The organism is Micromonospora sp. AMSO1212t, assembly GCF_008868145.1.
Classification (GTDB): Bacteria; Actinomycetota; Actinomycetes; order Mycobacteriales; family Micromonosporaceae; genus Micromonospora; species Micromonospora tulbaghiae.
This window is the reverse complement of sequence record NZ_WBKS01000051.1, coordinates 12,851-36,740: the sequence shown is the minus strand read 5'-3', so window position 1 is coordinate 36,740 and position 23,890 is coordinate 12,851. Positions and strand designations below refer to the sequence as shown.

23 protein-coding genes and 2 pseudogenes are annotated in these 23,890 nt (G+C 73.6%); 16 read left to right on the top strand and 9 right to left on the bottom strand.

Annotated elements, in window-relative coordinates:
- Positions 1-306 (bottom strand): annotated as a pseudogene (locus F8279_RS15505) (helix-turn-helix domain-containing protein); the annotation flags it as partial.
- Between F8279_RS15505 and F8279_RS15500 the strand changes: the two are divergent.
- Positions 293-1,222: pseudogene (locus F8279_RS15500) on the top strand (MFS transporter); the annotation flags it as partial. The pseudogenes F8279_RS15505 and F8279_RS15500 overlap by 14 nt on opposite strands.
- A 27-nt stretch (positions 1,223-1,249) precedes the next feature.
- Here the strand turns inward: F8279_RS15500 and F8279_RS15495 are convergent.
- From F8279_RS15495 to F8279_RS15485, 3 genes are read right to left on the bottom strand one after another with little or no spacing between them, the layout of a single operon-like run.
- Positions 1,250-1,972, bottom strand: coding sequence for an RICIN domain-containing protein (locus tag F8279_RS15495; protein WP_091418853.1), 723 nt, complete (start codon positions 1,970-1,972; stop codon positions 1,250-1,252).
- A 58-nt stretch (positions 1,973-2,030) separates the two neighbouring features.
- Positions 2,031-2,315 carry a DUF427 domain-containing protein gene (locus F8279_RS15490; RefSeq protein ID WP_091420180.1) on the bottom strand — a complete coding sequence of 95 codons (285 nt, stop codon included), beginning with the start codon at positions 2,313-2,315 and terminating at the stop codon, positions 2,031-2,033.
- Positions 2,316-2,325: 10 nt separating this feature from the next.
- On the bottom strand, positions 2,326-2,826 hold the full coding sequence (locus F8279_RS15485; RefSeq protein ID WP_151500319.1) for an aminoacyl-tRNA deacylase: 501 nt from the start codon (positions 2,824-2,826) through the stop codon (positions 2,326-2,328).
- 91 nt (positions 2,827-2,917) lie between these two features.
- Between F8279_RS15485 and F8279_RS15480 the strand changes: the two genes are divergently transcribed.
- From F8279_RS15480 to F8279_RS15450, 7 genes are all read left to right on the top strand, one after another.
- Positions 2,918-4,303 carry an FAD-binding oxidoreductase gene (locus F8279_RS15480; RefSeq protein WP_091418854.1) on the top strand — a complete coding sequence of 462 codons (1,386 nt, stop codon included), beginning with the start codon at positions 2,918-2,920 and terminating at the stop codon, positions 4,301-4,303.
- Positions 4,300-5,643 carry a class I SAM-dependent methyltransferase gene (locus tag F8279_RS15475; RefSeq protein WP_091418856.1) on the top strand — a complete coding sequence of 448 codons (1,344 nt, stop codon included), beginning with the start codon at positions 4,300-4,302 and terminating at the stop codon, positions 5,641-5,643. Before F8279_RS15480 ends, F8279_RS15475 begins: the two co-directional genes overlap by 4 nt.
- A gap of 91 nt (positions 5,644-5,734) precedes the next feature.
- On the top strand, positions 5,735-6,295 hold the full coding sequence (locus F8279_RS15470; protein ID WP_091418858.1) for a helix-turn-helix domain-containing protein: 561 nt from the start codon (positions 5,735-5,737) through the stop codon (positions 6,293-6,295).
- A complete protein-coding gene (locus F8279_RS15465; protein WP_091418860.1) occupies positions 6,288-7,133 on the top strand; it encodes an SRPBCC family protein in 846 nt (281 codons plus the stop codon). Before F8279_RS15470 ends, F8279_RS15465 begins: the two co-directional genes overlap by 8 nt.
- 60 nt (positions 7,134-7,193) lie before the next feature.
- A complete protein-coding gene (locus F8279_RS15460) occupies positions 7,194-7,427 on the top strand; it encodes a zinc-ribbon domain-containing protein (protein ID WP_091418862.1) in 234 nt (77 codons plus the stop codon).
- Positions 7,428-7,647: 220 nt separating this feature from the next.
- Positions 7,648-8,718, top strand: coding sequence for a hypothetical protein (locus tag F8279_RS15455; protein ID WP_151500323.1), 1,071 nt, complete (start codon positions 7,648-7,650; stop codon positions 8,716-8,718).
- Positions 8,715-10,220 carry a hypothetical protein gene (locus F8279_RS15450; RefSeq protein WP_151500318.1) on the top strand — a complete coding sequence of 502 codons (1,506 nt, stop codon included), beginning with the start codon at positions 8,715-8,717 and terminating at the stop codon, positions 10,218-10,220. Before F8279_RS15455 ends, F8279_RS15450 begins: the two co-directional genes overlap by 4 nt.
- 7 nt (positions 10,221-10,227) lie before the next feature.
- Here the strand turns inward: F8279_RS15450 and F8279_RS15445 are convergent, their stop codons facing one another.
- Entirely contained in the window at positions 10,228-11,181 is a 954-nt protein-coding gene (locus F8279_RS15445; RefSeq protein WP_151500317.1) for a S41 family peptidase, read from the bottom strand.
- Between the two features lie 78 nt (positions 11,182-11,259).
- Between F8279_RS15445 and F8279_RS15440 the strand changes: the two genes are divergently transcribed.
- The 5 genes from F8279_RS15440 to F8279_RS15420 all read left to right on the top strand — a co-directional run bounded on the left by F8279_RS15440 (position 11,260) and on the right by F8279_RS15420 (position 16,121).
- The gene (locus F8279_RS15440; protein ID WP_091418870.1) at positions 11,260-11,757 is read left to right on the top strand and encodes a transcriptional regulator; all 498 of its coding nucleotides are present in this window, start codon (positions 11,260-11,262) and stop codon (positions 11,755-11,757) included.
- A gap of 129 nt (positions 11,758-11,886) precedes the next feature.
- Entirely contained in the window at positions 11,887-14,178 is a 2,292-nt protein-coding gene (locus F8279_RS15435; protein ID WP_225853294.1) for a bifunctional diguanylate cyclase/phosphodiesterase, read from the top strand.
- Between the two features lie 130 nt (positions 14,179-14,308).
- Complete coding sequence (locus F8279_RS15430) at positions 14,309-14,941, top strand: hypothetical protein (protein WP_151500316.1); 633 nt, start codon at positions 14,309-14,311, stop codon at positions 14,939-14,941.
- 109 nt (positions 14,942-15,050) lie between these two features.
- Complete coding sequence (locus F8279_RS15425; RefSeq protein ID WP_091418874.1) at positions 15,051-15,809, top strand: MerR family transcriptional regulator; 759 nt, start codon at positions 15,051-15,053, stop codon at positions 15,807-15,809.
- Positions 15,810-15,836: 27 nt separating this feature from the next.
- Positions 15,837-16,121, top strand: coding sequence for a putative quinol monooxygenase (locus tag F8279_RS15420; RefSeq protein WP_151500315.1), 285 nt, complete (start codon positions 15,837-15,839; stop codon positions 16,119-16,121).
- Between the two features lie 6 nt (positions 16,122-16,127).
- On the opposite strand, the gene F8279_RS15415 is transcribed toward F8279_RS15420, so the two are convergent.
- Positions 16,128-17,639 carry an SLC13 family permease gene (locus F8279_RS15415; RefSeq protein WP_091418877.1) on the bottom strand — a complete coding sequence of 504 codons (1,512 nt, stop codon included), beginning with the start codon at positions 17,637-17,639 and terminating at the stop codon, positions 16,128-16,130.
- 21 nt (positions 17,640-17,660) lie between these two features.
- A complete protein-coding gene (locus tag F8279_RS15410) occupies positions 17,661-19,202 on the bottom strand; it encodes a gluconokinase (RefSeq protein ID WP_151500314.1) in 1,542 nt (513 codons plus the stop codon).
- A gap of 266 nt (positions 19,203-19,468) precedes the next feature.
- On the opposite strand from F8279_RS15410, the gene F8279_RS15405 reads away from it, so the two are divergent.
- Positions 19,469-20,626 carry a hypothetical protein gene (locus F8279_RS15405; protein ID WP_151500313.1) on the top strand — a complete coding sequence of 386 codons (1,158 nt, stop codon included), beginning with the start codon at positions 19,469-19,471 and terminating at the stop codon, positions 20,624-20,626.
- Between the two features lie 6 nt (positions 20,627-20,632).
- Here the strand turns inward: F8279_RS15405 and F8279_RS15400 are convergent, their stop codons facing one another.
- Complete coding sequence (locus F8279_RS15400; RefSeq protein WP_091418886.1) at positions 20,633-21,205, bottom strand: hypothetical protein; 573 nt, start codon at positions 21,203-21,205, stop codon at positions 20,633-20,635.
- A 108-nt stretch (positions 21,206-21,313) separates the two neighbouring features.
- On the opposite strand from F8279_RS15400, the gene F8279_RS15395 reads away from it, so the two are divergent.
- On the top strand, positions 21,314-22,540 hold the full coding sequence (locus F8279_RS15395) for a phosphotransferase (RefSeq protein ID WP_151500312.1): 1,227 nt from the start codon (positions 21,314-21,316) through the stop codon (positions 22,538-22,540).
- Here the strand turns inward: F8279_RS15395 and F8279_RS15390 are convergent.
- Positions 22,537-23,397 carry an AraC family transcriptional regulator gene (locus tag F8279_RS15390; protein ID WP_151500311.1) on the bottom strand — a complete coding sequence of 287 codons (861 nt, stop codon included), beginning with the start codon at positions 23,395-23,397 and terminating at the stop codon, positions 22,537-22,539. The two genes, F8279_RS15395 and F8279_RS15390, sit on opposite strands and share 4 nt — an antisense overlap.
- Before the next feature lie 120 nt (positions 23,398-23,517).
- Here F8279_RS15390 and yidD point away from each other — a divergent pair, with 120 nt between their 5' ends.
- Positions 23,518-23,889: a membrane protein insertion efficiency factor YidD gene (gene yidD, locus F8279_RS15385; protein ID WP_225853293.1), complete on the top strand. Its 372-nt coding sequence runs from the start codon at positions 23,518-23,520 to the stop codon at positions 23,887-23,889.
- Position 23,890 lies beyond the last annotated feature (1 nt).

The following is a 23,890-nucleotide window of genomic DNA, read 5'->3' as shown; positions in this document are numbered from 1 at the left end:
CACCCGTGCGTGGAAGTGCTGGCGCAGCGCGGCGGTGGTGCCGAAACCCGAGTCCCGGGCGATCCGGTCGATGCTCAGATCCGTCGTCTCCAGCAGCACCCGGGCGTGCTCGGTGCGCTGCTGCAGCAGCCACTGCGCCGGGCTGAGCCCGGTCTCGGAGCGGAAGTGCCGGGTGAACGTGCGGACGCTCATCCGCGCGTGCGCCGCCATCTCGCGCAGCGTCACCGGTTCGTGCAGCCACTGCCGCGCCCACTCGCGGGTGGCGGCGGTGCCGCTGTCCGCGCCGCGGGGCACGGTGACCGGGCGCTGGTTCGTCGAGCGCCGTGGCCTGGTGACAGGAGTGCTCACCGCGGGCGGCGCGGCCGGGCAGCTCGTCTTCCTCCCGCTGCTCGCGGTGCTGGTGCGCGACCACGGCTGGCGCACGGCGGCACTCGTCGTCGCCGGGGCCGCGCTGGCGGTCGTACCCCTTGTGGTGTGGTTGTTGCGGGAGCACCCGGCGGACCTGGGGCGGCCCGCTTATGGCGCGACCGAGGTCGTGCCGCCGGCCCGGCCGGAGGGCGGCGCGGCGGGGCGGGCGGTCGGCGCGCTCGCCGCCGCCGCGCGGACGCGGCCGTTCTGGTTGCTCGCCGGCGGTTTCGCGATCTGCGGGGCGACCACCAACGGCCTGGTGGGTACGCACTTCGTGCCCGCCGCGCACGACCACGGCATGCCGGAGACCACAGCCGCCGGCCTGCTCGCCGTGGTCGGGCTCTTCGACATCGCCGGCGCGATCGCCTCCGGCTGGCTCACCGACCGGGTCGACGCGCGGCTGCTGCTCGGCGCCTACTACGCGTTGCGCGGGGCGTCGCTGCTGGTGCTGCCGAGTCTGTTCGGCGGTACGGCCGAGCCGAGCATGCTCGTCTTCATCGTCTTCTACGGGCTGGACTGGGTGGCCACCGTCCCGCCGACCGTGGCGCTGTGCCGGGAGTGGTTCGGCGCGTCCGGCGCCGTGGTGTTCGGCTGGGTGTTCGCCGCGCACCAGTTCGGCGCCGCGCTGGCGGCCACCGGCGCCGGTCTGGTCCGGGACCGGCTCGGTGACTACGCGCTGGCCTGGTACGTGGCCGGCGCGCTGTCGATCGGCGCGGCCGGGCTGTCACTGCTGCTGCGCCGCCGTGCCGCCGGCGAGCGCGCGTTCACGCTGCCGGTGGCCGCGGGCAGGCGGGCCTGGAGCTACCGGGGCTGACTGGTCAGCGCTACCGGGGCTGAGCGGTCAGCCGGCTGCCCACTGCTGCTCGGGAGCGCCGCTGCACGGCGCCTGCTCCAGCTCGCGCCCCGGCTCGGTGCCCGCGTCGTCGACCTGCGCGCACTTGCCGCTGTGCACGGCGACCAGCAGCGCCGCACCGTTCCCGGCCGACTGGAACCGCCACTGCTGGTTGGCCTGCCCGTTGCAGGACCACTGCTGCACGTCCGCGCCGTCGTCGGTCTTCGCCTCGTTGACGTCCAGGCACTTGCTGCTGGCCGCGTTCACGAGCAGGTAGGTGTCGTTGGCGACCGGCGTGACCACCCACTGCTGCTCCGGCCCGCCGGTGCAGTCGGCGAGCGCGGCCTGTGCGCCCTCGGCCTCGTCGCCGGTGACGCCGAGGCAGCGCCCGGACGGCACGCCCCGGATCACCTTCGGCGTCGCCACCGGCGCGGCGGGTGTGCTCGGCGCCGCGCTCGGCGAGGGCGACGACGACGGCGTGGGCTCCGCCGTCGGTTCCGCGCTCGGCTCGCTCGGTTGCGCTGTGGGCACCGCGGCCGCCGGCACCACGGGCCGGTCGCCACCGCCGCCGAGCACGCCGGTGGCGAAGAAGGCCCCGAGGAGTACGCCCGCCACGCCGACGCCCAGCGCGACCCGCATCAGCGGATCCTGGGGCAGCCGGACGCCACGGGGGCGGCGCGCGCCGCGGGCGCCGTAGACGGTGCCGGACGGGTCGGAGTGCGGGTCGGCCATGGGGGCATCCTGACCCACCGGGGCCGCCGGGTGCCAGTCGCCCCGGCGGCACGGTGACTCAGTCGACGACCCGGACGTCCTTCCAGAACGCCACCCGGTCGCGGACCATCTCCGCCTCCGGCTTGGGGTCCGGGTAGTACCAGACGGCGTCCGGGCTGGTGGCGCCGCCGTGTTCGAGCGTGTAGTAGGAGGCCGTGCCCTTCCACGGGCAGACCGTGTGGGTGTCGGAGGAGCGGATCAGGTCGTCGCGCAGCGCGGTACGGGGGAAGTAGTGGTTGCCCTCGACCACCACTGTGTCGTCGCTCTCGGCGACGACGAGGTCGTTCCAGACGGCTTTCGGCATGTCCTCCACGCTATGCCGGTGGTCGCGTACCGGCCACCGCTGCGCGCGTCGGCTCCTCGTCGGTCATGTCGGCCACTGTCGCGCCGAGCGCGGCCAGCACGGTGTCCGCCTCGACCGCGACGGCGAGGCCGTGCTCGCCCGCGCCGAGCGTGATCTCCCGGCCGCGCAGCCGCTCGTCGGCGACCACCGGCCAGGCGGTGGTGGAGCCGAACGGTGTGATGGTGCCGCGCGCGTACCCGGTGGCGGCCTTCGCCGCCTCGGCGTCGGGCATCGACAGCCGGCTCACCCCGAGCAGGGCGCGCAGCTTCGGCCAGGAGATCACCCGGCCGCCGGGAGTGAGCACGAACAGCAGGTCGCCCTCGCCGCGGCGGACCACGATCGTCTTGACCACGTCGGGCACCTCGACGCCGCGCGCCGCGGCCGCCTCGGCGAGGCTCGCGACCGGACCGTGGCGGATCACCCGGTACGGCAGGCCGGCGTGGTCGAGAGCGGTCAGCGCGGGATTCGCCATGGCGGTCACGGTAACGCGCGCGTCGACCTCGAGCCGGCGAGGCCACCGTGGACGTCCCACGAATTGTCGTACCCGCGCGTAAGGTGATCTCATGCACGCTGTCCGTGATCATGAACGGGCGGTGGACACGCTGCGGCGCTCCTACGCCGCGGTGCCCGCCGGGGAACCCGTACGGCTGGCCAAGCAGACCTCGAACCTGTTCCGGCCCCGCTCCGCGCCGCGTACGCCAGGGCTGGACGTGAGCGGCCTGACCGGGGTGCTCGCCGTGGACCCGGCGGCCCGCACCGCCGACGTGCAGGGCATGTGCACCTACGAGGATCTGGTCGACGCGACGCTGCCGCACGGCCTGATGCCGCTCGTCGTGCCGCAGTTGCGCACCATCACGCTGGGCGGCGCGGTGACCGGGCTGGGCATCGAGTCCACCTCCTTCCGCAACGGCCTGCCGCACGAGTCGGTGCTGGAGATGGACCTGCTCACCGGCGCGGGTGAGATCGTCACGACCCGGCCGCGGGGCGAGCACGCCGACCTGCACCGCGCCTTCCCGAACTCGCTCGGCAGCCTCGGCTACGCCACCCGGCTGCGCATCGAACTGCAACCGATCCGCCGGTACGTGTCGCTGCGCAACATCCGGTTCACCCGCCTGGAGGAACTGGTCGACGCGGTCGGCGAGGTGGTCGCCAAGGGGGCCTGGGGCGGTGAGCCGGTCGACGCCATGGACGGGGTGGTGTTCAGCCCCGGCGAGGCGTACCTCGTGCTGGGCACGTTCACCGACGAGGCCGAGGGCCGCCCGTCCGACTACACCGGCCAGGAGATCTACTACCGCTCGCTGCGCCGGCGCACCCGGGACACGCTCACCGCGTACGACTATCTCTGGCGGTGGGACACCGACTGGTTCTGGTGTTCGGCGGCGTTCGGGGCGCAGCACCCGGTGGTGCGGCGGCTGTGGCCGCGGCGCTACCGGCGCAGCGACGTCTACCACCGGATCGTGCGGCTGGAGCACCGGCACCAGGTGGCCGCCCGCGTCGACAGGTGGCGGGGCCGCCCGGCGCGCGAGCGCGTGGTGCAGGACGTGGAGATCCCGCTGGACCGCACGCCCGAGTTCCTGCGCTGGTTCGCGGCGAACGTGGGGATGACTCCGGTGTGGCTGTGCCCGCTGCGGCTGCGGGAGCCGTCCGGCCCCGGGTCGGCGAAGGCGTGGCCGCTATATCCGCTCCGACCGGGCGAAACCTATGTGAACATCGGCTTCTGGGGAAGCGTGCCCATCGCGGAGGGCGCCGCCGACGGCGACGTCAACCGGCAGATCGAGCGCATGGTGTCGGAGATGGGCGGCCACAAGTCGCTCTACTCCGACGCGTACTACGACCGGGCGGCGTTCGACCGGCTCTACGGCGGGGACACCTGGCGCGCCGTGAAGGACCGCTACGACCCGGACCACCGGCTCACCGGACTGTACGAGAAGGCGGTATCCCGAGCATGAGTCTGACCGACCGAACACCCGGGGCGGCGAGCGCCCCGGCCGGCCCGCCGGCGGGCGGCCGGCGTACCGGACCCACAGTCGCGGACGTGGTCCGCGCGGTCACCACCGGCGACCTGCCCGTCCGGGTCACCGGCTACGACGGCAGCACGCTGGGCCCGGCCGACGCCGGGATCACCCTGGCGATCCGCACCGAGCGGGGCCTGTCCTACCTGCTCACTGCGCCGGGCGACCTGGGCATGGCCCGGGCCTACGTCAGCGGCGACCTGGCGCTGGAGGGGGTGCACCCGGGCGACCCGTACGAGGCGCTGCGGGTGATCAAGGACGAGGTGTCGCTGCGGATGCCGGCGGTGGCCGAGGCGCTCGCGCTGGTCCGAGGGCTGGGCTGGGAACGGCTGCGCCCGCCGCCGCCCCCGCCGCAGGAGGCGGCGCCGCGCTGGCGGCGGCTGATGACCGGCCTGCGTCACTCGCGTACCCGCGACAGCAGCGTGATCTCCCACCACTACGACGTGTCGAACGCCTTCTACGAGAAGGTGCTCGGGCCGTCCATGACGTACACCTGCGCGGTCTTCCGGAGCCCCGGCGACACGCTGGAGGAGGCGCAGCGGGCCAAGTACGACCTGGTCGCCGGCAAGCTGGCGCTCAAGCCGGGGATGCGGCTGCTCGACGTCGGCTGCGGTTGGGGCGGGATGGTCCGGCACGCGGCCCGCGAGTACGGCGTCAAGGCGCTCGGTGTGACGCTGTCGAAGGCGCAGGCCGACTGGGCGCGCGCCGCGATCGAGCGGGAGGGGCTGACCGAGCTGGCGGAGGTGCGTCACCTGGACTACCGGGACGCGCCGCGCGAGCAGTTCGACGCGATCTCCTCGATCGGGCTGACCGAGCACATCGGGGTGCGCAACTACCCGGCCTACTTCGGCGCGCTGCGCTCCCGGCTCAAGCCGGGCGGGCGGCTGCTCAACCACTGCATCACCCGGGCCGACAACCGCGCGCCGCACCGTTCCGGCGCGTTCATCGACAGGTACGTCTTCCCGGACGGCGAGCTGGCCGGTCCGGGCCGGCTGATCAGCGAGATCCACGACGCCGGGTTCGAGGTGCACCACGAGGAGAACCTGCGCCAGCACTACGCGCTGACGCTCGCCGGTTGGTGCCGCAACCTGGTCGAGCACTGGGACTTCTGCGTCGGCGAGGTCGGGCCGGGCACCGCGAAGGTGTGGGGGCTCTACATGGCCGGCTCCCGGCTGGCGTTCGAGCGCAACGGCATCCAGTTGCACCACGTGCTCGCCACGCACAACGGCCCGGAAGGTGTGAACGGGTACCCGCTGCGTCCGGACTGGACGCCCTGACGCGACGTACCGACGAAAGGCCGCGCGGACCGCGCGGCCTTTCGTCGAAGCCATTGACAAAGAAGTTTTGTACGTACAAACTGATTTTGCCATGAGAGACGTCCTGTATCTGGAACAGCGCGAGCAGGCCGAGGTCCTGCTCAAGCCGCAGCGCATCGAGGTGCTGCGGCAACTGGCCGAGCCCCGCACCTGCACCGAGGTCGCGGCCCGGCTGGAGCAGACGCCGCAGCGCGTCTACTACCACGTCAAACAGCTCGTCGCGGCCGGGCTGGCCGAGCAGGTGGCGCAGCGGCAGGTGCGCGGCATCACCGAGGGCATCTACCAGGCCGTCGCCCGGTCGTACTGGCTCTCGCCCCGCCTGGTCGGCCGCATCGGCGGCACGCGCCGGGCCCGCGACGAGCTGAGTCTTGGCTACCTGCTCGACCTCATGGAGGAGGTCCAGGCCGACATCGCCGCGCTGGACCGCACCGCCCCCGAACTGCCGTCCATCGGCGTCTCCGGCGAGATCCGGGTTCCCGCCGAGCGGCGGCAGGAGTTCCTGCACGACCTGCAGACGACGCTGCAGGACCTCTTCACGCGCTACGGCGGAGCCGAGGGCGACGCCTTCAAGCTCGCCGTAGCCTGCTACCCGAAAGGCGACAAGCATGACTGAGCCGATGACCATCCGCGCCCGCCTCGCCGCGCCGGTGGCGACCGTCCGCCGTGCCCTGACCGACCCCGCCGAGCTGCGCGTCTGGCTGGCCGAGCACGCCGAGGTCGAGCTTCCCCGGCGGTACGAGTTCTGGGGCCGCTACACGCCCGAAGGTGACGCGCCACACCAGCGGCTGCTGCACGCCGACGACCGGACGCTGCGATTCGCGTGGACGCTCGACGGGGTGGAGACCACCACCGAGTTCGAGCTGGAGCCCGACGGCGACGGCACCATACTCACGCTGCGGCAGAGCCACTTCAGCTTCGAGGAGGCGATGAGCGGCAGCAGCATCCGCGGCGTGCTCCAGACGTACTGGTACCTGGCGCTCGCCAACCTCAACGACCACCTGGACGGCCGGCCGCTGCTGCCGCGTACCGACTTCACCTCCGCCGACCTTCGCGGCGAGCTGCTCATCGACGCGCCGATGGACAAGGTGTGGACGTCGCTCACCGACTCGGAACAGGCGGGCGCCTGGTTCGGCTACCCGATCGGCATCGAGCCCTGGGAGGGCGGCCGGTACGCGATGGGCGGCTTCGACGCCGGTGAGGCCGCGAAGGTGTTCGACGTGACGCCGGGACGAGGGCTCTCCATCGACTGGGGACCGACCGGCGTGACCTCCTGGGAGCTGGACGAGTCCGAGGGCCGGACGAAGCTGACGTTCGTGCAGTCCGGCTTCGACGAGGGCAACCCGCCGTACGGCGCCTGGACCGGCATCGTCTCCGGGTTCGCCGAGCTGCGGCGCTTCCACGAGGTGCCGGACTGGAAGCCGATCTGGCTGACCGACGAGGTTCCCGCCTGACCTTCCGGTGACCCGCCCGGGGCCCGCTTAACCCGGGCCCCGGGTGGGTAATGCCGGGCGATGTTCTTCATCTTCGGGTTGCGGACCAAGGTCGACAGGTCCGGCGTCGTCACCCAGGTCTGCCGCAACTGCGGCAACCAGGCCGCCCAGGTGATCACCCGCCGGGTCACCAGGTTCAGCCTCTTCTTCATCCCACTGATCCCGCTGCGCACCCGGTACGGGCAGCAGTGCACGTTCTGCGGCGCCCAGTACGACATCTCGCGGGCCGAGGCCGAGCGCCTCCCGGTCGGCTGACCGGTGACCCGCTTTCTCTGCTGGCTGATCGGCCGGCAGCCGGTGACCCCGCTAGCCGCACCGGTGCACACCGCCGCCCGTCCGCCCTGCACCCCCGGCCGCCGGCACCGCCGACGCAGCCGTCGGGTCGCGGGCGCGCAGTCGCCCCGCTCGCCCTGGAACCGCTCCGCCGGCCGCTGAGTCCCCGGGTGCGCACACCTATTCTGGGATCATGGGTGGCGTGGAGGAGCGGCTGGCGCAGATCCGGGGTGGTGAGCCGCCCCGGCGGCACAACGCCCGCACCATCGCCGCGCTGACCGGCAACCCCGGCTGCACCCGCCGTGCCGTGCTGGACAGCGCGGGTGCGGACAAGCCGGCGCTCGCCGAGCAACTCGGCTTCCCGGCGCGGTTCGGCCAGTCCCGCTTCGCGATCACCCGGGGCAACGCCTTCGAGGCCCAGGTCAAGGCCGACGGCGGGGCGGAACTGCTGCGCCTGGTGGCGGAGCGGCTCGGCGTACCGGTGCCGGAGGGCGCGACGTGGACCGACCTCGGCGCCGACGACGACCGGCCGGAGCGGTCCCGGGCGGCGCTCACCGCGAGCGGCGACGGTCCGGCGCTGTTCGACCATCCGCTGCTCGGCCTGGACGTGGCGGGCAGCCGGGTGCACCTGGAACCGGACCTGGTCGCCGCGCGGCTGGCCGGACGGTTCCACGTCGTGGAGATCAAGTCGTTCCCGGTGATCGACGGGCAGGCCGACCCGGGCAAGGTCGCCGCCGCCGCGATCCAGTCCGCCGTCTACGTGCTGGCGCTGCGCGAACTGCTCGCCGCCGAGGGACGCGACCCGGAGCTGGTGTCGCACGAGGTGGTGCTGGTCTGCCCGCGCGATTTCGCCAACAAGCCGGTGGCCAGCCTGCTCGACGTGCGCCGGCAACTGCTGGTGCTGCGTCGCCAACTGGCCCGGATGGCCCGGGTCGAGGAGCTGCTCGCCGTCGTACCGGCCGGGTTCACCGTCGACCCGGAGGCCGATCCGGCCGTGCTCGCCGCCGCGCTGCACCAGGTGCCGGCGCGCTATGCGCCCGACTGCCTGGCGGCCTGCGAGCTTGCGTACTTCTGCCGGCACGAGGCGCGCGGGCAGACCGGCGCGCTGGGCCGGCCGGTCCGCGAGGCGCTGGGTGGCGTCGAGGACGTCGCCGACGTGCTGGCGCTCGCCGACGGCGTGGCCGCACCCGAGCCGGAGCAGGCGGAGGCCGCCGCGCTGCTGCGGGCCGCCGCGCGCCTGCGCGCCGACGCCCTCGCCGGGCATCCCGCGTGAGTACGCTTCGCGCGCTCGCCCGGGCGCAGGCGGTCGCCACCGGGCGAGCCCAGCCGGTGGCCACCGTCCGCCATCTGCACCTGTCCGACCGGCCGCTGGTGCTGGTGCCGCTCGCGCTCGCCGGAGAGGCGAACGCCCCGCTGGCCGCGATGGTCGGCGCCGCGCCCGACGAGGCCCGGCTGCTGGTGGTGCCGCAGCCGCGCAACCGGGACCAGCGGTTCGCGTTCGCCGCCGAGCTGGCCGGGATCGTGCTGCCGTACCTGGACGAGTTCCGCGACCTGACCGAGGCCGTGCCGGTGGACCGGGGCCGGGACGTCCGCCACCGGTACGTGGACGCGCCGCAACTGCTGGTGCCGAACCCGGCCGGGATCACGTTCCTGCGGCTGTTCGGCCGTTCCACCCGGTTCCGCCGGACCGACGGCGACTATCCGGTGCACCCGTCGGTGCCGCTGCTCGGCCGCTGGCTGACGTTCTTCGCCGAGCGCGCCGAGCAGCCCGGCTCATCGGCGCTGCTGGCGCTCACCGACGCGCTGACGCTGCACTGGGCGACCGGGCAGAGCGTGGTGGAGGACCTGCACCTGCCGGCTGTGCTGGGCTGGCTCGACCCGCCGGCCGGGCTGACCGGCGCCGAGGCGGCGGCCTGCGCCGAGGACCCGGCCCACTGCCCGCCCGCCGGGCCGGCCACCGACCCCGACTTCGACAACCGCCGGCTCGCCCCGGCGATCGAGTCGTACACCCGGGCCGAGGACGACCCGGCGGCCCGCGCGGCCGCGTACGACGAGCTTGCCGGCCTGCTGCGGGACCAGCTCGCGCCCACCTGGGAGCTGATGTGGCGCGGCGTGGGGCTGTTGCGGACGCTGCCGGCCGGCGCGCGGGTGACCGGCCGGTGGGCCGGAGACCGGGACGCGTTCACCGCGCACGCCGAGCACGTCGACGCCGGTGGCGGCCCGCAGCCGCGCCGCGACGGCGCGGTGGCGGCGGCGCTGCGGTTGCAGCGGCTGGAACGGGCGTCGACCGCGTGGGCGGTGCAACGCGCCTACGACGATCCGCTGGTGATGGCCGAGCACCGGCTGTCCGGGGAGGCGTTCGTCGGCGAGGTGACGCTCGCCGACCCGGCGCGGGTGGACGACTCCGGCAAGCGGCCGGTGCTGCGCCCCCGCATTCAGGTGGTCACCACCGAGCCGGTGCCGATGCCGGTGGGCGCGACGCTGTACTCCCCGGCCCGCCCGGGCCAGAAGGCGAAGATCGTGTTCGTGACGCCCGGTGGCGACGGCAAGACCGAGGTGGTGCTGGAACTGTCCGGCGGGATGGGCCGGGGGCTGACCGCGCCGCCCGGCAGCGTCCCGGAGGTGGGCGAGCGGATGTGCCTGACCAGCCTGTCCGACGGCTTCCTGCCGGGCGGCGCGTTCCCGGCGCCGGAGGAGACACCGTGGACGCACGGCGGGCCGCCCGGCACGGCCGCCGCGCCGCAGGACCCGGCCCCGGCGGAGGACTGGTCCTGACCCGCGCTCAGCCCAGGGCGGCGAGAGCGGTCCGCGCCTCGGCCGCCGTCGGCCGGTCCGGGTCCGCCGTCAGCAGCGCCTCCAGGCTCCTGCGGTACGCGACGTCGTGTGCCCGGCCGGCCGAGGTCTCCACGTCCGGGGTGACGCCGCAGCCCTCCCAGTTCGTGCCGCTGGCCGCGTGCACGGGCCGGGCCACCGGCACCGTCAGTTCCAGGTGCGGGTGCAGCCGGTGCCCGATGCGGGGATGCGCGCCGCCCCGGGTCGGCTCGCCGACCACTGTGGCGCGGCCGAACTGCTGAAGGTCGTACGCCAGCTCCTCGCCGCCGGAGAACGTGGCCGGACCGGTGAGCACGTGGACCGGCTTGTCCGGGGCGTACCGGGGGACCGGCAGCCAGGCGGCGCTCCAGAACTGGCGGGTGGCGCCGGAGCGCTCGTGCATGGTGTGCAGGTGCGTCGGCTCGGCGAAGAACCAGCCGCAGAGCAGCGCCACCCCGTCCGGGCTGCCGCCCTCGGTGCCGCGCAGGTCGAGCAGGAGCGCGTCGGTGCCGGCGAGCAGCCGCAGCGCGGCGGTCAGCGCGTCGCCGGCCAGGTCGGGCGGGAACACGTACGGCTGGATCTCCAGCAGCCCCACGTTGCCGGGTAGCCGTTGCACCCGGGTCACGCCGCCCATGCCGAGCGCGGCGAGGCGCGCGAAGTGCTCCCCGGTCGGGTCGTCGGCCTTGTCGGACAGCGGCTGCTCGTGGTGCTTGAGCCGCAGGTGCAGGTCGCCGTTCGCCGACTGGAGGTCGGCGGTGACGAGCGCGCCGAGCGTGGCGGGATCGCCTGCCGTGGCGTACGCCCCGGCGCGCAGTCGCTCGCGCAGGTGGCCGGCGAGCCGGTCGGCGACGTCGGGAAGGACGTACTCGTCGGCGACCAGGCCGGCGGCTCGCTCGACGACGGCGGTGACGTCTTCTGGGTCCATCGGTTCCCCGTTCTCGTGGTGAGTGAGAAGTAGAGCAGCCGGTTGACAAAAGCGTCAAGAGAAATAGACGCTTTGGCGGTGACCGACGATCCGCTGGAGATCCGCGAGCCGGCCCAGTTCAAGGCGCTGGCCCACCCGTTCCGGCACCGGCTGCTCTTCGCGCTCGGAGCCGGACCCGCCACGCTCAGCCAGCTCGCCGCCCGTCTCGGCGCGGCGAAGGGCACGGTCGCCCACCACCTCGCGGTGCTGACCGAGGCGGGCATGGTCCGCCCGGCGCACAGCCGGCAGGTCCGGGGCGGCACCGAGCGCTACCACGAACGCACGTTCCGCCGCCTCGTCGGCACCGACACCGACGCGGGCGCGACGGCGGCACTGCTGGGCGCGTACGCCGAGGAACTCGCCGGTGACCCCGACCCGCTCGTGCACCTGCGGCACCTGCGGCTCACCCCGGCCCAGGCCGAACGCCTGCGGTCCACGCTGGACGGACTTGTGGGCGAAGCCGAGGAAGCGCCGCCGGGACAGGCGCGCTACGGCGTCCTGGTCTCCCTCTACCGGCACCCGCCTGCGGTCCGCTGACCGACACTCGTCGACTCTGGCGGCCGTCCCCGGCGCTGGCTAGGCTTGCGCCGTCCGTCGTCCGGTCCTCGTCGTCGAGGGTGCACGTCTGGAAGAGAGCCGGAGCGCATCGTTGTATCCCAGCACGACGTGAGCCTCGCCGCCGCGGCGCCGGCCCGTCATCCGCTCGTCGGCCGTGTCGGACTCGTCGCGGCCGCTGTCGTCGTCCTCGGCGAGATGGCCTGGCTGGCCGCCCGGCTGCCCGGCGCGGCACTGGTGAGCGACCTCGGCGCGATGGCGGTGTCGAGCTGGGCGGCGGTGCTCTGCGCCAGAGCGGCGCGACGACAGCCGACCGTGTTGCGCCGGTTCTGGGAACTGCTCGCCGCGACCATGGCCCTGGCCGCGCTCGGCCGTGCGGTGTGGACGGTGGAACGGCTCGGTGGGCTCGGCCTGCCCCACACGCCGCTGGTGGCGGGCCTGTTCGCGGCCGGCATCGTCACCGGCACCGCCGCGTTGCTCTGCTCCCGCACCGGCCCGCGCAGCGTGATCGGCCGGGCCCGCACCCTGCTCGACGGCGTGATCGTCGGGCTGGCCCTCATCCCGATCGGCTGGGTGGTGGTGTTCCACCGGATCACTGACGCCGAGCTGGTCGATCCCATGCGGACGTTCGGGCTGCTCTACCCGATGTTCGACCTGATGCAGCTCACCATCCTGGTGGCGGTCGCCGGGCCGGGCCGGCCGATGTGGCGGGCGCTCACCGTGATCGGTGCGGGTCTGGCGATCCGGTCCGGCGCGGACGCGGTCTACGTCTCTCTGGTCGCACGCGGCGACTACACGCCGGGTCACCCGGTCGACGTCTGCTGGCCGCTGAGCTACCTGCTGGTCGGCCTGGCCACCCGCTACCCGCCCCCGAACGACGGGGACGGCGAGGACGACCTGGTCGACTCGCCGCTGCCGCCGTGGTGGCGGGTCGCGCTGCCGTACCTGCCGGTGGGCGGCGCGATCGTCGCGGTCCTGCTGTCGCGGCAGCCCAGCGGGCAGACCCCGCAGGTGGTCTTCGTCGGCATGATGGGCCTGCTCGGCGTGCTGGCGCTGCGCCAGGGGCTGGCCGCGAACGAGAACCTGCGGCTGGTCGGCCGGCTGCGCCGGCTCGCGTACTCCGACCAGCTCACCGGCCTGCCCAACCGGCTGACGTTCGTACGGCGGCTGCGCCGGTCGTTGCGGGCCGGCGGGCCGGTGGCCGTCGTGCTGCTCGACCTGGACGGCTTCAAGCAGGTGAACGACAGGTTCGGGCACGCCGCCGGGGACCGGCTGCTGACCGCCACCGCGGAGCGCATGCGGGACGCGGTCGGCCCGGACGGGATGATCGCCCGGCTCGGCGGCGACGAGTTCGCGGTGCTCGTGGCCGGGGAACGCCAGGTGTCACCGGAAGGGCTCGCGGTCCGGCTGCTGGCCGCCCTGGAACCGAAGCCCGGCGAGGAGGATCTCGGCGTCCACCCGTCGGCGAGCATCGGCATCGCCGAGTACGGGCCGCAGCACACCTCGCACACCGACCTGCTCCGCGACGCCGACATCGCCATGTACGCGGCGAAGGCGGCCGGCAAGGCCGCGTACCGCACGTGCACGCCGGAGCTGCGCGAGTCGGCGGTCAGCCGGGCCGAACTGATCGCCGACCTGCGCCGCGCGGTGGACGAGGGCCAGTTGTTGATGGAGTTCCAGCCCATCGTCGACCTGGACACCGGCACCGTACGCAGCGCCGAGGCGCTGGTGCGCTGGCGGCATCCCCGGCTGGGCGTGCTGACCCCGGCGCGGTTCCTGCCGCTGGCCGAGGAGACCGGGCTGATCGTGGCCATCGACAGGTGGGTGATCCACGAGGCGTGCCGGGCCGCGGCCACCTGGCGGGAGCACGCGCCGGACGTGACGGTCGCGGTGAACATCGCCGCCGCCCACCTGTGCCGGCCGGACCTGATCGCCACTGTCACCGGCGCGGTCGGCGCGGCCGGGCTGCCGCCCCGTGCGCTCACCCTGGAACTGACCGAGTCGGCGCTGATCGAGGGCAGCGAGTCGGTGCTCGACCGGCTGGCCCAGCTGCGTGACCTCGGGATCCGTATCGCCATCGACGACTTCGGCACCGGGTACTCCTCGCTCAGTTACCTGCACCGCATCCCGGCCACCGAGCTGAAGATCGACAGGTCGTTCGTGTCCCGGCTGGACGCCGGTGACGCCCGCGCGTACGCGACAGTCGAGATGGTGAACCGGCTGGCCGGCGCGTTCGACCTGGCCGTGGTCGCCGAGGGCGTGGAGACGGTCGCGCAGCACGCGGCGGTCACCGCGATCGGCTGCCGGCAGGGCCAGGGCTGGCGGTACGGCCGTCCGGCCGCCCTGCGGGACCTGCTTCCCGCATTGTCCGGCGCCGGCGCCGGCGCCGGCGCCGAGCGCTGACCGGCCCGGGTCCAGGGGGGCCGAAGGTCCCGGACGGGACAGGGGATTCGACCCTGCTCACCGACTGCCCGCCGCAGCCATGATGGTTCTCGTCAACAAGACGAACACACCCTCCACACGGGAGCTTGATATGAAGCGACGGACGCTCGATCTGCTGTTCAGCATCGGTGGGCTGGGCCTGGCGGTCCTGCTGCTCGTCGTCGGCGTCGTCCTGACGACGAACGCCAACTTCGCCAACGACTACGTACGCGACCAGCTCGGCGCGCAGCACATCACCTTCACCCCGGCGGACAAGCTCTCCGACGAGGAGAAGAAGTCGGACTGCCTGCGCGAGTACGCCGGCCAGAAGATGACCACCGGCAAGCAGGCCGAGTGCTACGCCAACGACTACATCGGCCTGCACCTGCAGAACATGGCCGGTGGCAAGACCTACGCCGACCTGGGCGAGCCGCAGACCGCGCTGCGCGAGCAGGTGGCCCAGGCCGAGCAGAGCAACGCCGCCAACCTGGCCGACCTGCAGAAGCAGCTCGCCGAGGTGACCGCCCAGCGGGAGACCGTGTTCAAGGGCGAGACGCTGCGCGGCCTGCTGCTCACCTCGTACGGCTTCAGCGAGTTCGGCCGCAAGGCCGAGCAGGGCGCCCTGGCCATGTACCTCGGCGCGGGCCTGCTCCTGCTGCTCTCGGCCGCCGGTCTGGTGCACGCCTTCCGCACCCCGTCGAACGCCACCTTCGCCGCCCCGGAGAAGGAGAAGGTCACCAACTGACCGCACCGACGACGCCCCCGGCCGATCATGGTCGGGGGCTTCGTCGTGTTTCCGGCTTGACCCTCACGCAGCGGGAGGCGGGAGTCTTGGTCGCGGAAGGGAGGGAACCATGGCGTACACGGTGGGTCAGGTGGCGCGGGCGGCCCGGGTGACGGTCCGGACGCTGCACCACTACGACGAGATCGGGCTGCTGCGGCCCGGCGGGCGCACACCGGCGGGCTACCGCCGCTACGACGAGGCCGACCTGGACCGGTTGCAGCTCATCCGGTACTACCGCGAGCTGGGGTTCCCGCTTGAGGAGATCGCCGAGATCCTGGACGACCCGGACTCCGACCCGGTGGCGCACCTGCGCCGGCAGCACGAGCTGCTGTCCGGTCGGATCGGGAAGCTCCAGGAGATGGTCGCGGCGATCGAACACGCGATGGAGGCGAGGACGTTGGGGATCCAGTTGACGCCGGAGGAGCGGTTCGAGGTGTTCGGGGACTTCGACCCGGACGAGCACGCCGAGGAGGCCGAGCAGCGCTGGGGTGACACCGAGGCGTACCGGCAGTCGCAGGAGCGCGCGGGCCACTACTCGAAGGAGGACTGGCTGCGCAACAAGGCGGAGAACGAGGACTGGGGGCGGCGGTTCGTCGCGCTCATGGACTCGGGCGCGCCGGCCGACGGTCCGGAGGCGATGGCGCTGGCCGAGGAGCATCGGCAGCTCATCACCAAGTGGTGGTACGACTGTTCGTACGAGATCCACACCGGCCTGGCGGACATGTACGTGGCCGACCCGCGGTTCACCGCGTACTTCGAGACGCTGCGGCCCGGGATGGCGGCGTACCTGAACGAGGCGATCCACGCCAACGCGATCACCCGCGCCTGACCCGGAACCGGTGGCAGGATGGCCGGCATGCTCATCGTCGCCGGCACCCTCTACGTCGATCCGGCCCGGCGGGACGTCTACCTGGCGTCCTGCGAGGCCGCCGTCCGCGCGGCGCGCGCCGCGCCCGGCTGTGTGGACTTCGCGGTCAGCGCCGACCTGGTCGAACCGGGCCGGATCAACGTCTACGAGCGGTGGGAGTCCGACGAGCAGTTGCTGGCGTTCCGGGGCTCCGGCCCGGAGGCCGAGCAGGTGACGGAGATCCTCGGCGCCGAGGTGCACAAGTTCCGCATCTCCGGCGTCGAGGCTCCCTGACCGCGGCTAGATGAAGACGTCGAGCAGCAGGACGCCGAGGAAACCGACCACCGAGATGATGGTCTCCATCACCGACCAGCTCTTGATGGTCTGCCCGACGGTCAGCCCGAAGTACTCCTTCACCAGCCAGAAGCCGGCGTCGTTGACGTGGGAGAAGAACAGCGACCCGCAACCGATGGCCAGCGCCAGCAGCGCCACCTCGGGGCCCTGGAGCGTGGCGGCCAGCGGCGCGACGATGCCGGCGGCGGTGATGGTGGCGACGGTGGCCGAGCCGGTGGCGACCCGGATGCCGACCGCGACCAGCCAGCCGAGCAGCAGCGGCGAGAGGTTCGCGCCGTCGGCGGCGTTCGCGACCAGGTCGCCCACGCCGGCGTCGACGAGCACCTGCTTGAAGCCGCCACCGGCGGCGACGATCAGCAGGATGCCGGCGATCGGCGGCAGCGAGCCGCCGAGGAAACCGGAGACCTGGGCACGGCTGAAGCCGGACCGGTAACCCAGGAAGATCATGGCGAAGATGACGCCGGCCAGCAGGGCGATGATCGGGGTGCCGACGATGTCCAGCGCCTTGCGGCCGGCGGTGTCCTCGCCGAGCGTCAGCTCGCCGATGGCCCGCAGCAGCATCAGCACCACCGGCAGCAGCACTGTGACCACTGCCGCCCAGAGCGCCGGGGAGCGGCGGGAGCGCCGCCCGGCCGGCTCGTCGATCGCCCCGCCGGGCCGTCCGGTGCCCGGGTTGACCAGGTCGTCCTCGGTGACCAGGTCGCCGTCGGCGTCGAGCCGGCCGTCACCGGGCCGGGTCGGGCTGCGGTCGTCGGCGGCGTCGCGCCGGGTCGGCAGCAGCGCGGCCGGGGCGGTGGCCGGCACGTACCGGGCGATGAAGTTGCCGAAGACCGGACCGGCGATGATCACCGTGGGGATCGCCACCAGCAGGCCCAGCGCGAGCGTCTGACCCAGGTTGGCGCCGAGCGCGTCGATCGCCACCAGCGGCCCGGGGTGCGGCGGCACCAGGCCGTGCAGCACGGACAGGCCGGCGAGCGCGGGAATGCCGATCTTGATCAGCGGGACGTTCACCCGCAGCGAGACGAGCAGCACGATCGGCACCAGCAGCACCACGCCGACCTCGAAGAAGAGCGGCAGGCCGATGAGCGCGGCCACACCCGCCATCGCCCAGGGCAGCGCGGTTCCGGAGACCCGGCCGACCACCCGTTCGACGATGCCGTCCGCTCCGCCGGACTCGGCCAGCAGGCCGCCGATCATCGCGCCGAGCGCGATCAGCAGGCCCACGCCGCCGACTGTGGAGCCCACGCCGCCGCTGAACGAGGTGACGATCTTGTCGACGGGTACGGCGGCGACCACGCCGAGCACCGCCGCGCCGAGGATCAGCGCCAGGAACGGATGCACCTTGCCCCACGCGATGAGCAGCACCACCGCGGCGATGCCGAGCAGGGCCGCGAGGACGAGCTGGGTGTTCCCGGCGTTCGTGAGCGGTTCCGCGGGTGCGGCGAGCAGTGTGACCACGGCTATCACGCCCTTCGGTCGTCAGCGGGGTGGTGCGGTCGGTGGTGGTTCCGGCGGCAGGCTCGGCGCCATCCGCCGCAGGGACGCGAACGTGGGTACGAGCGCGTCGTACAGCTCGGAGAAGAGGGGGAGCAGCGCGGCGTACGTGGCAGCGGAGGCGGGATCAGGGCGGACAGTCTCCTCGATCCGGACCAGGTCGGCGGCGACCTCGATCGAGGAGATCAGGCCGAGCGCCTGCATGCCGAGCAGCGCGGCACCGAAACCGGACCCCTCGTGCCCGGCGGGGAACCGCACCGGCATGCCGAGCGCGTCGGCGAGGATCTGCCGCCACAGCGCGCTCCGGGCGAAGCCACCGCTGGCGCGGATCTCGCGTACCTCGTTACCGGCCGCGCGGACCGAGGCGAGGACCAGGGCGAGCTGCTGGCAGACGCCCTCCAGCGCGGCCCGGACCAGGTGCGGCCGGCCGTGGCCGTGGGTCAGCCCGACGTACGCGCCGCGGGGCAGCGCGCTCCAGTGCGGCGCCCGCTCGCTGAGCAGGTACGGCAGCATGATCAGCCCGCCGGAGCCGACCGGCGCCGTGGCGGCCAGGTCGAGCAGTTCCTCCTCGGCGTGCTCGCCCAGTTCGGGGGCGAGCGCGTCGCCTGCCCACTGGAGCACGATCCCGCCGTTGTTGATCGCGCCGCCGACCACCCAGCGGTCCTCGGTGAGCGCGTAGCAGAACACGCCGCCGAGCGGGTCCACGCCGGGGCGTTCCACCATCACCCGCATCGCGCCGCTGGTGCCGATCGAGCAGGCCACCACGCCGGGCCGTACCGCGCCGAGCCCGAGGTTCGCCAGCGGCCCGTCACCGGCGCCCACCACGAGCGGGGTGTCCGCCGGCAGCCCGGTGGCCCGCGCCGCCTCGGCGGTGAGCCCCGGCAGCACGTGGGTGGTGGGTACGAGCTGGGGAAGCTGCTCCTCGGTGATGCCGGCGACGCGGAGCGCCTCGGCGTCCCAGGCCAGCTTGTGGATGTCCATCAGGCCGGTGGCGGAGGCGACCGAGTGGTCGGTGACGAGCGCGTCGGCGAGCCGACGCAGCACCAGATCCTTGATGCCGACCCAGTGCGCGACCCGCTCGTGCAGTTTCGGTTCCTGCTCGGCGAACCAGACCAGCTTGGGCAGCGGCGCCATCGGGTGCACCGGGGTGCCGGTGCGTCGGTGCAGGGCGAGCCCGGACGGCGCGGCGCGCAGACGCTCGGCCTGCGCGCTGGCCCGGGAGTCGGCCCAGGTGATCGACGGGGTCAATGGGGTGCCGTCGGCGTCCAGCCCGATCAGGCTGTGCATGGCGGTGCTGAACGACAGTCCGGCGATCGGCCGGCCCAGATCGTCGACCACCGCGCGGATCACGCCGAGGACGGCCTGGTAGATCACGTCCGGATCCTGCTCGGCCCAGCCCGGGTTCGGCTCCTCCAACGGGTAGCCGATCGAGTGGCTGGCCAGTTGCCGGCCGGTGGTGTCGAACGCGACGGCCTTGGAACTGGTGGTGCCGATGTCCACTCCCACCACCACGGCCGGGTCGCCCACCGGTGCACCTCCTCGCCGCCCGGGGGCCGCGCTCCGCCCCGCCGTTGCGGCTGACGTTACCGACGTGTCCACGCGAGCGCATGACGAAGCGGGACCGCCGTGAGCCGGTGGCACGGAACGTGAATCGACGCGGGAGTTTCCGCCGATTGTGTAGGTCAATCAGCCGATCGGTCTAATTAGCGACTTTCGCGTGTCTTCGTACCCCTGCCGCGCCGTTGACATGAATGACACCCCGATTGGTGGGCTCGCGCGGCGGAGGAGTCGGCGTGACGAAGACTGATTCGACGGGTTCCACATGGCGGTACCGGTGGGCGCACCGGCAGAACGAACGGCGGCAGCGGACCTTCCGCGCGGCCGACGAGGCGTGGCGACGCCGCGACGACGAGCTGCGCCGCCTGCGTACGCTCGCGGTGTCCTTCCACGGCTCGGCCCAGGCGGGCGTCGGCCTGCCGATGGAGCTGGCCGCCGGCGAGGTGGTCTTCTGGACGCTCCCGGCGGCGCAACTGGTGGAGGTGCGGCACACCGCGGTGCTGCCCGCCCCCGAACTGACAGTCGACCCCGACCCGCCGGTGCTGCGCCCACGCCGCCCCGAGGGCGTCAAGGTGGTCGACGCCGGGCTCGCCGTGCTCACCAACCGTCGCCTGGTGCTGCTCGGCGGACGCGGCCGACGCGACTGGGCGTACGGCCGGATGACCGGCCTGTCCCACGACCCCGGCGCACCGGTCACCCTGATCCAGGTGCTGGACCGGCGGCGTACCTCCGGGTTGCTGCTGCCCACCGGCGCGGCGGCCGACTTCCGGTTCACGCTCACGCTGGCGTTCGCCGACGCGATCGAGCAGCGCGCCGCGGTCGTGGCCGAGCTGGACGAGCTGATCGCGGAGCACACCGCGGCGCGGCCCGAACGTCCGGCCGTGCTCACTCCCGCCCAGGCCCGCGTCACCGCGCTGGTGCCCGGTGGCCGGCGGACAGTGGCGGTCGGCGCGGCGCTCGCGCTGATCGTGCCGGCGATGCTCATCGAGTCCAACCCGCCCACCCGGGCCGGCTCGGAGCGGGCCGCCGCCGCGACCCCGGCCGCCAGCGTCACCCCCGCCCCACCGCAGCACGTCGCGCCCGCCGTGAAGGTCCGGCCCACCACGAGCCCGGAGCCGTCCCGCGCCCGTCCCGCGCCGCCGCGCGGCACGCCGCAGCCGCCGGTCGAGCGCCGCTGCGGTGCCCCGGCGAACCCCTTCGGGTACGACTTCTGCGGCGGCCAGCGCATCCGCAGGCCGGCCGCCGGGGTCTGCGACTGGTTCGAGTGCGTGCCCGGGTTCTGGTCCGACCGCGGCTGGCTGGTGCAGTGCCGCGACGGGTCGGTCAGCCGCACCGGCGGGCAGCGCGACGTGTGCGCCGGTCACAAGGGGTTCCGCCGAACCGTCTCGCGGTGACGGGGGTCAGGCCACCGGGCGGGGCGTGACGCGCAGCGGTAGCAGCCCGGCCAGCACCAGCGCGGCGCCCACCGGCAGCAGGTTCAGGTTCACCGCGATCGCCAGGAACCCGGCCAGCACCAGCACCGGCGCCCACACCGGCAGCAGCCGTGCCGCCGCCGCCCGGTACAGCAGCACCAGCAGGCCCACCTCGAACAGCAGCGGTCCGCCGAACAACACCGGGCCGGGGGTGCGCACCGCTTCGGCGAAGGTCGGGAACAGGTCGCCGAGGATCACCCAGACGAAGGCGGCGGCGCCGACCAGGCCGGCCAGCGCGGCCACGTCGTCGAGGGTCCGCAACCGCGACGACCGGGTACGCAGCAGGCCGTGCAACCCGACGATCAGCGCGGCGAAGCCGAGGACGCCGAGCAGGAACAGGGTGTGGCCGGTGTTCCACGCCCAGGCGCCCTTGTCACTGTGCCCGTCGAGGCGGTCGATCAGGCGCAGCAGGCCGTAGCCGAGCAGCAGCACCGCCGACGCCACGGCGACCGGGCGCAACCACTGGTACGCGGGACGTGTGCGGGAATCGAGAAGGCTCATCGCCTCAGCGTTCCGGGCGCCCGTGCCCGGGACATCGGGGAGCGGTCCCGAACCCGACCCGGATCAATCCGCTCGCCTCCCGTAGGGGTGCCCGGATACCGTCCGGCCGTGTCCCGCACCGTCACGCTGATCCTGCTCGACGCCGCCGGCCGTCCGCTCGGCGCGCTGCCGCCGTTCGGCGTACCGGAGCCGTGGTGGCAGGAGGTCGGCTCGATCGTCGCCGCCGTCCGGCAGCGCCACGGTCTGGAGGTCGCCGTGCTGCGGCTGCTCGACGCCGACCGCCCTGCGCCGCCGGGCGGTCACGTCCGCTACGTGGCCCAGGTCGTCGACGCGCCCGCCGTCGCGCCCGCCGTATCCCTGGAACCGGTGGCAGTGGACCTCGCGCCGCATCCGCTGCGCCAGCCGTGGGCGGAGGCGGGCGGTCCGGCCGACAGCGTCGCGTGGGCGACCGGCGAGCTGCGCCGCCTCGGCCGCCGGGTGACGGCCGTGGCGCAGCAGCGCACCTGGAACCTCTCCGCCATCTGGCGCCTGGACACCGACCAAGGCCCGGCGTGGCTGAAGCAGCTCCCCCCTTTCTCCCGCCACGAGCCCACGATCCTGGCCTTCCCCGTTGATCAAGGAGTGTGTGTCGGTGTCGATCTCCCTGGTGACCCGAACTCCTTGATCAACGGGCCGGTGGTGCTCGCCACCGACGGGAAGGGGCGGATGCTGCTGGCAGACGTGCCCGGGGAGGACCGGTACGGGGCCGGGGAGGGGGAGCGGGCTGCCGTCGCGGCGGAGCATCATGCGGTGCAACTGCGGGCCTGTGAGGTCGTCGGCGAGCTGGTCGCTGCCGGGGTGCCCGACCTGCGCGGGGCGAGGCTGGCGGGCTGGATCCGGGAACGGCTGGCCGGGCACGACGTGTCAGCCGCGGCTGGTCTGCTCGACGGGCTCGACCATCGGTTGCGGCAGGTCGGCGACTGCGGCCTGCCCGACACGCTCGTGCACGGCGACCTGCACCCCGGCAACGTGCGCGGCGACGACGGGCAGCGGACGGTGATCGACTGGGCGGACTCGTTCGCCGGCCACCCCGCCTTCGACATCCTGCGCCTCACCGAGGACGTCGACGCGGACGCCGCCGCCCGGCTGATCGACGCGTGGGCGCGGCGGTGGCGTACCGACGTGCCCGGCAGCGACCCGCACCGGGCCGTCGACCTGCTCCGGCCGGTCGCGCCGCTGCGGCAGGCCGCCGTGTACGCGATGTTCCTCGACGCGATCGAGCCGAGCGAACACCCGTACCACGTACACGACGTGCCGGCCGCGTTGGCGCGAGCGGCGGTGGTGGCGCGACCCTAGATGCGGCGAACCGGGATCCACAGCTCGGCGTCGGCGGTGCCGCCGCCCTCGGCGACCCGCACGCGCGAGATCTCCGGCCCCGGACGGGTCTCGTACGGGTTGGACGGGAACCACTGCGTGAACACCGCCCGCCACAGGTGTTGCACCGCCACCGGGAACGCGCCGGAGCTGGAGAACACCGCCCAGTCGCCGGCCTCGACCGGCAGGCTGCGCAGGTCGTCCGGCACGTCCGCACCGGTCACCGCCGCGTACCAGTAGTCCAGCTCGGCGCCCTCGTCGCGGGAACCGGTCAGCTCGGCGCTGACGTTGACGATCCCGCGCGGCTCCTGGTCGGACAGCGCCTCGATGCGGCGTACGGTGGCCGGGTCGATGCCCCTGACGAACGCCACGATGTGCGGGTTCATCCCCTCGTGCACGAGCGGCACCCGGGCCGTCAACCCGGCGAGCCGGAAGGCGTCCTTGGTCACGATCCGGTAGTCCATGCTGGTGTTCCCTTCGACGACGAGCCGGAAGGACATCCGGGGCTGGGACCGCAGCACCGCGCCGGCCTGCCGGGCCTGTGTCGGCCCGACGCCGTGCACGGCGCGGAACGCGCGGGCGAACGCCTCGTTCGAGCCGTACCCCCAGCGGACCGCCACGTCGAGCAGCGACTCCCGCCCCGCGAGCACGTCGGCGCCCGCCAGCGTCATCCGGCGACGGCGCACGTACTCCGACAGCGGCAGCCCGGCCAGCGCCGAGAACAGCCGGCCGAAGTGGTGCTCCGACACGCCCGCGATCCGGGCCAGCGCGGCCACGTCGAGCGGCCTGTCGAGCCGCTGTTCGAGGTGGTCCAGCGCCTGGTTGAGCCGATCCAGCACCCGATGTTCCTTCCTGGTGACGCCCTCGACGCTAGGTTCCCGGACGCCCGCCGGCCCGATCGCAGCGGACCCGGTCCGGTCGCCTCATCGACACTGGCGAGCGTGTCGCATCATGACGTGGTGATCTTTCGGAAGCGGCACCACAACAAGAAGAAGAGCCGGGACTGGTGCAACTGCGACGTGCCCACCTGTGACGGGCCGGGCTGCTGCGACCTGGGCCTCTTCTCGATGCTGCTCACCCTCGGCTCGGTGACCGCCGGTGTCGTGCGCCGACCCGCCGTGGACCGCGCCGGCCGGGCCGCCATCCTCGGTTACCGGCGCTGGCTGTCGCACCGCTGGCCGGCGACCTGCCGCTACACGCCCACGTGCAGCGCGTACGGGCTGGCCGCAGTGGAGCGGTACGGGCTGGCGGTTGGTGGCCGGATGGCCGCCGACCGGGTCCGCCGATGCCGTCCCGACGTGCCGCACGGCACCCACGACCCGGTGCGTTGAC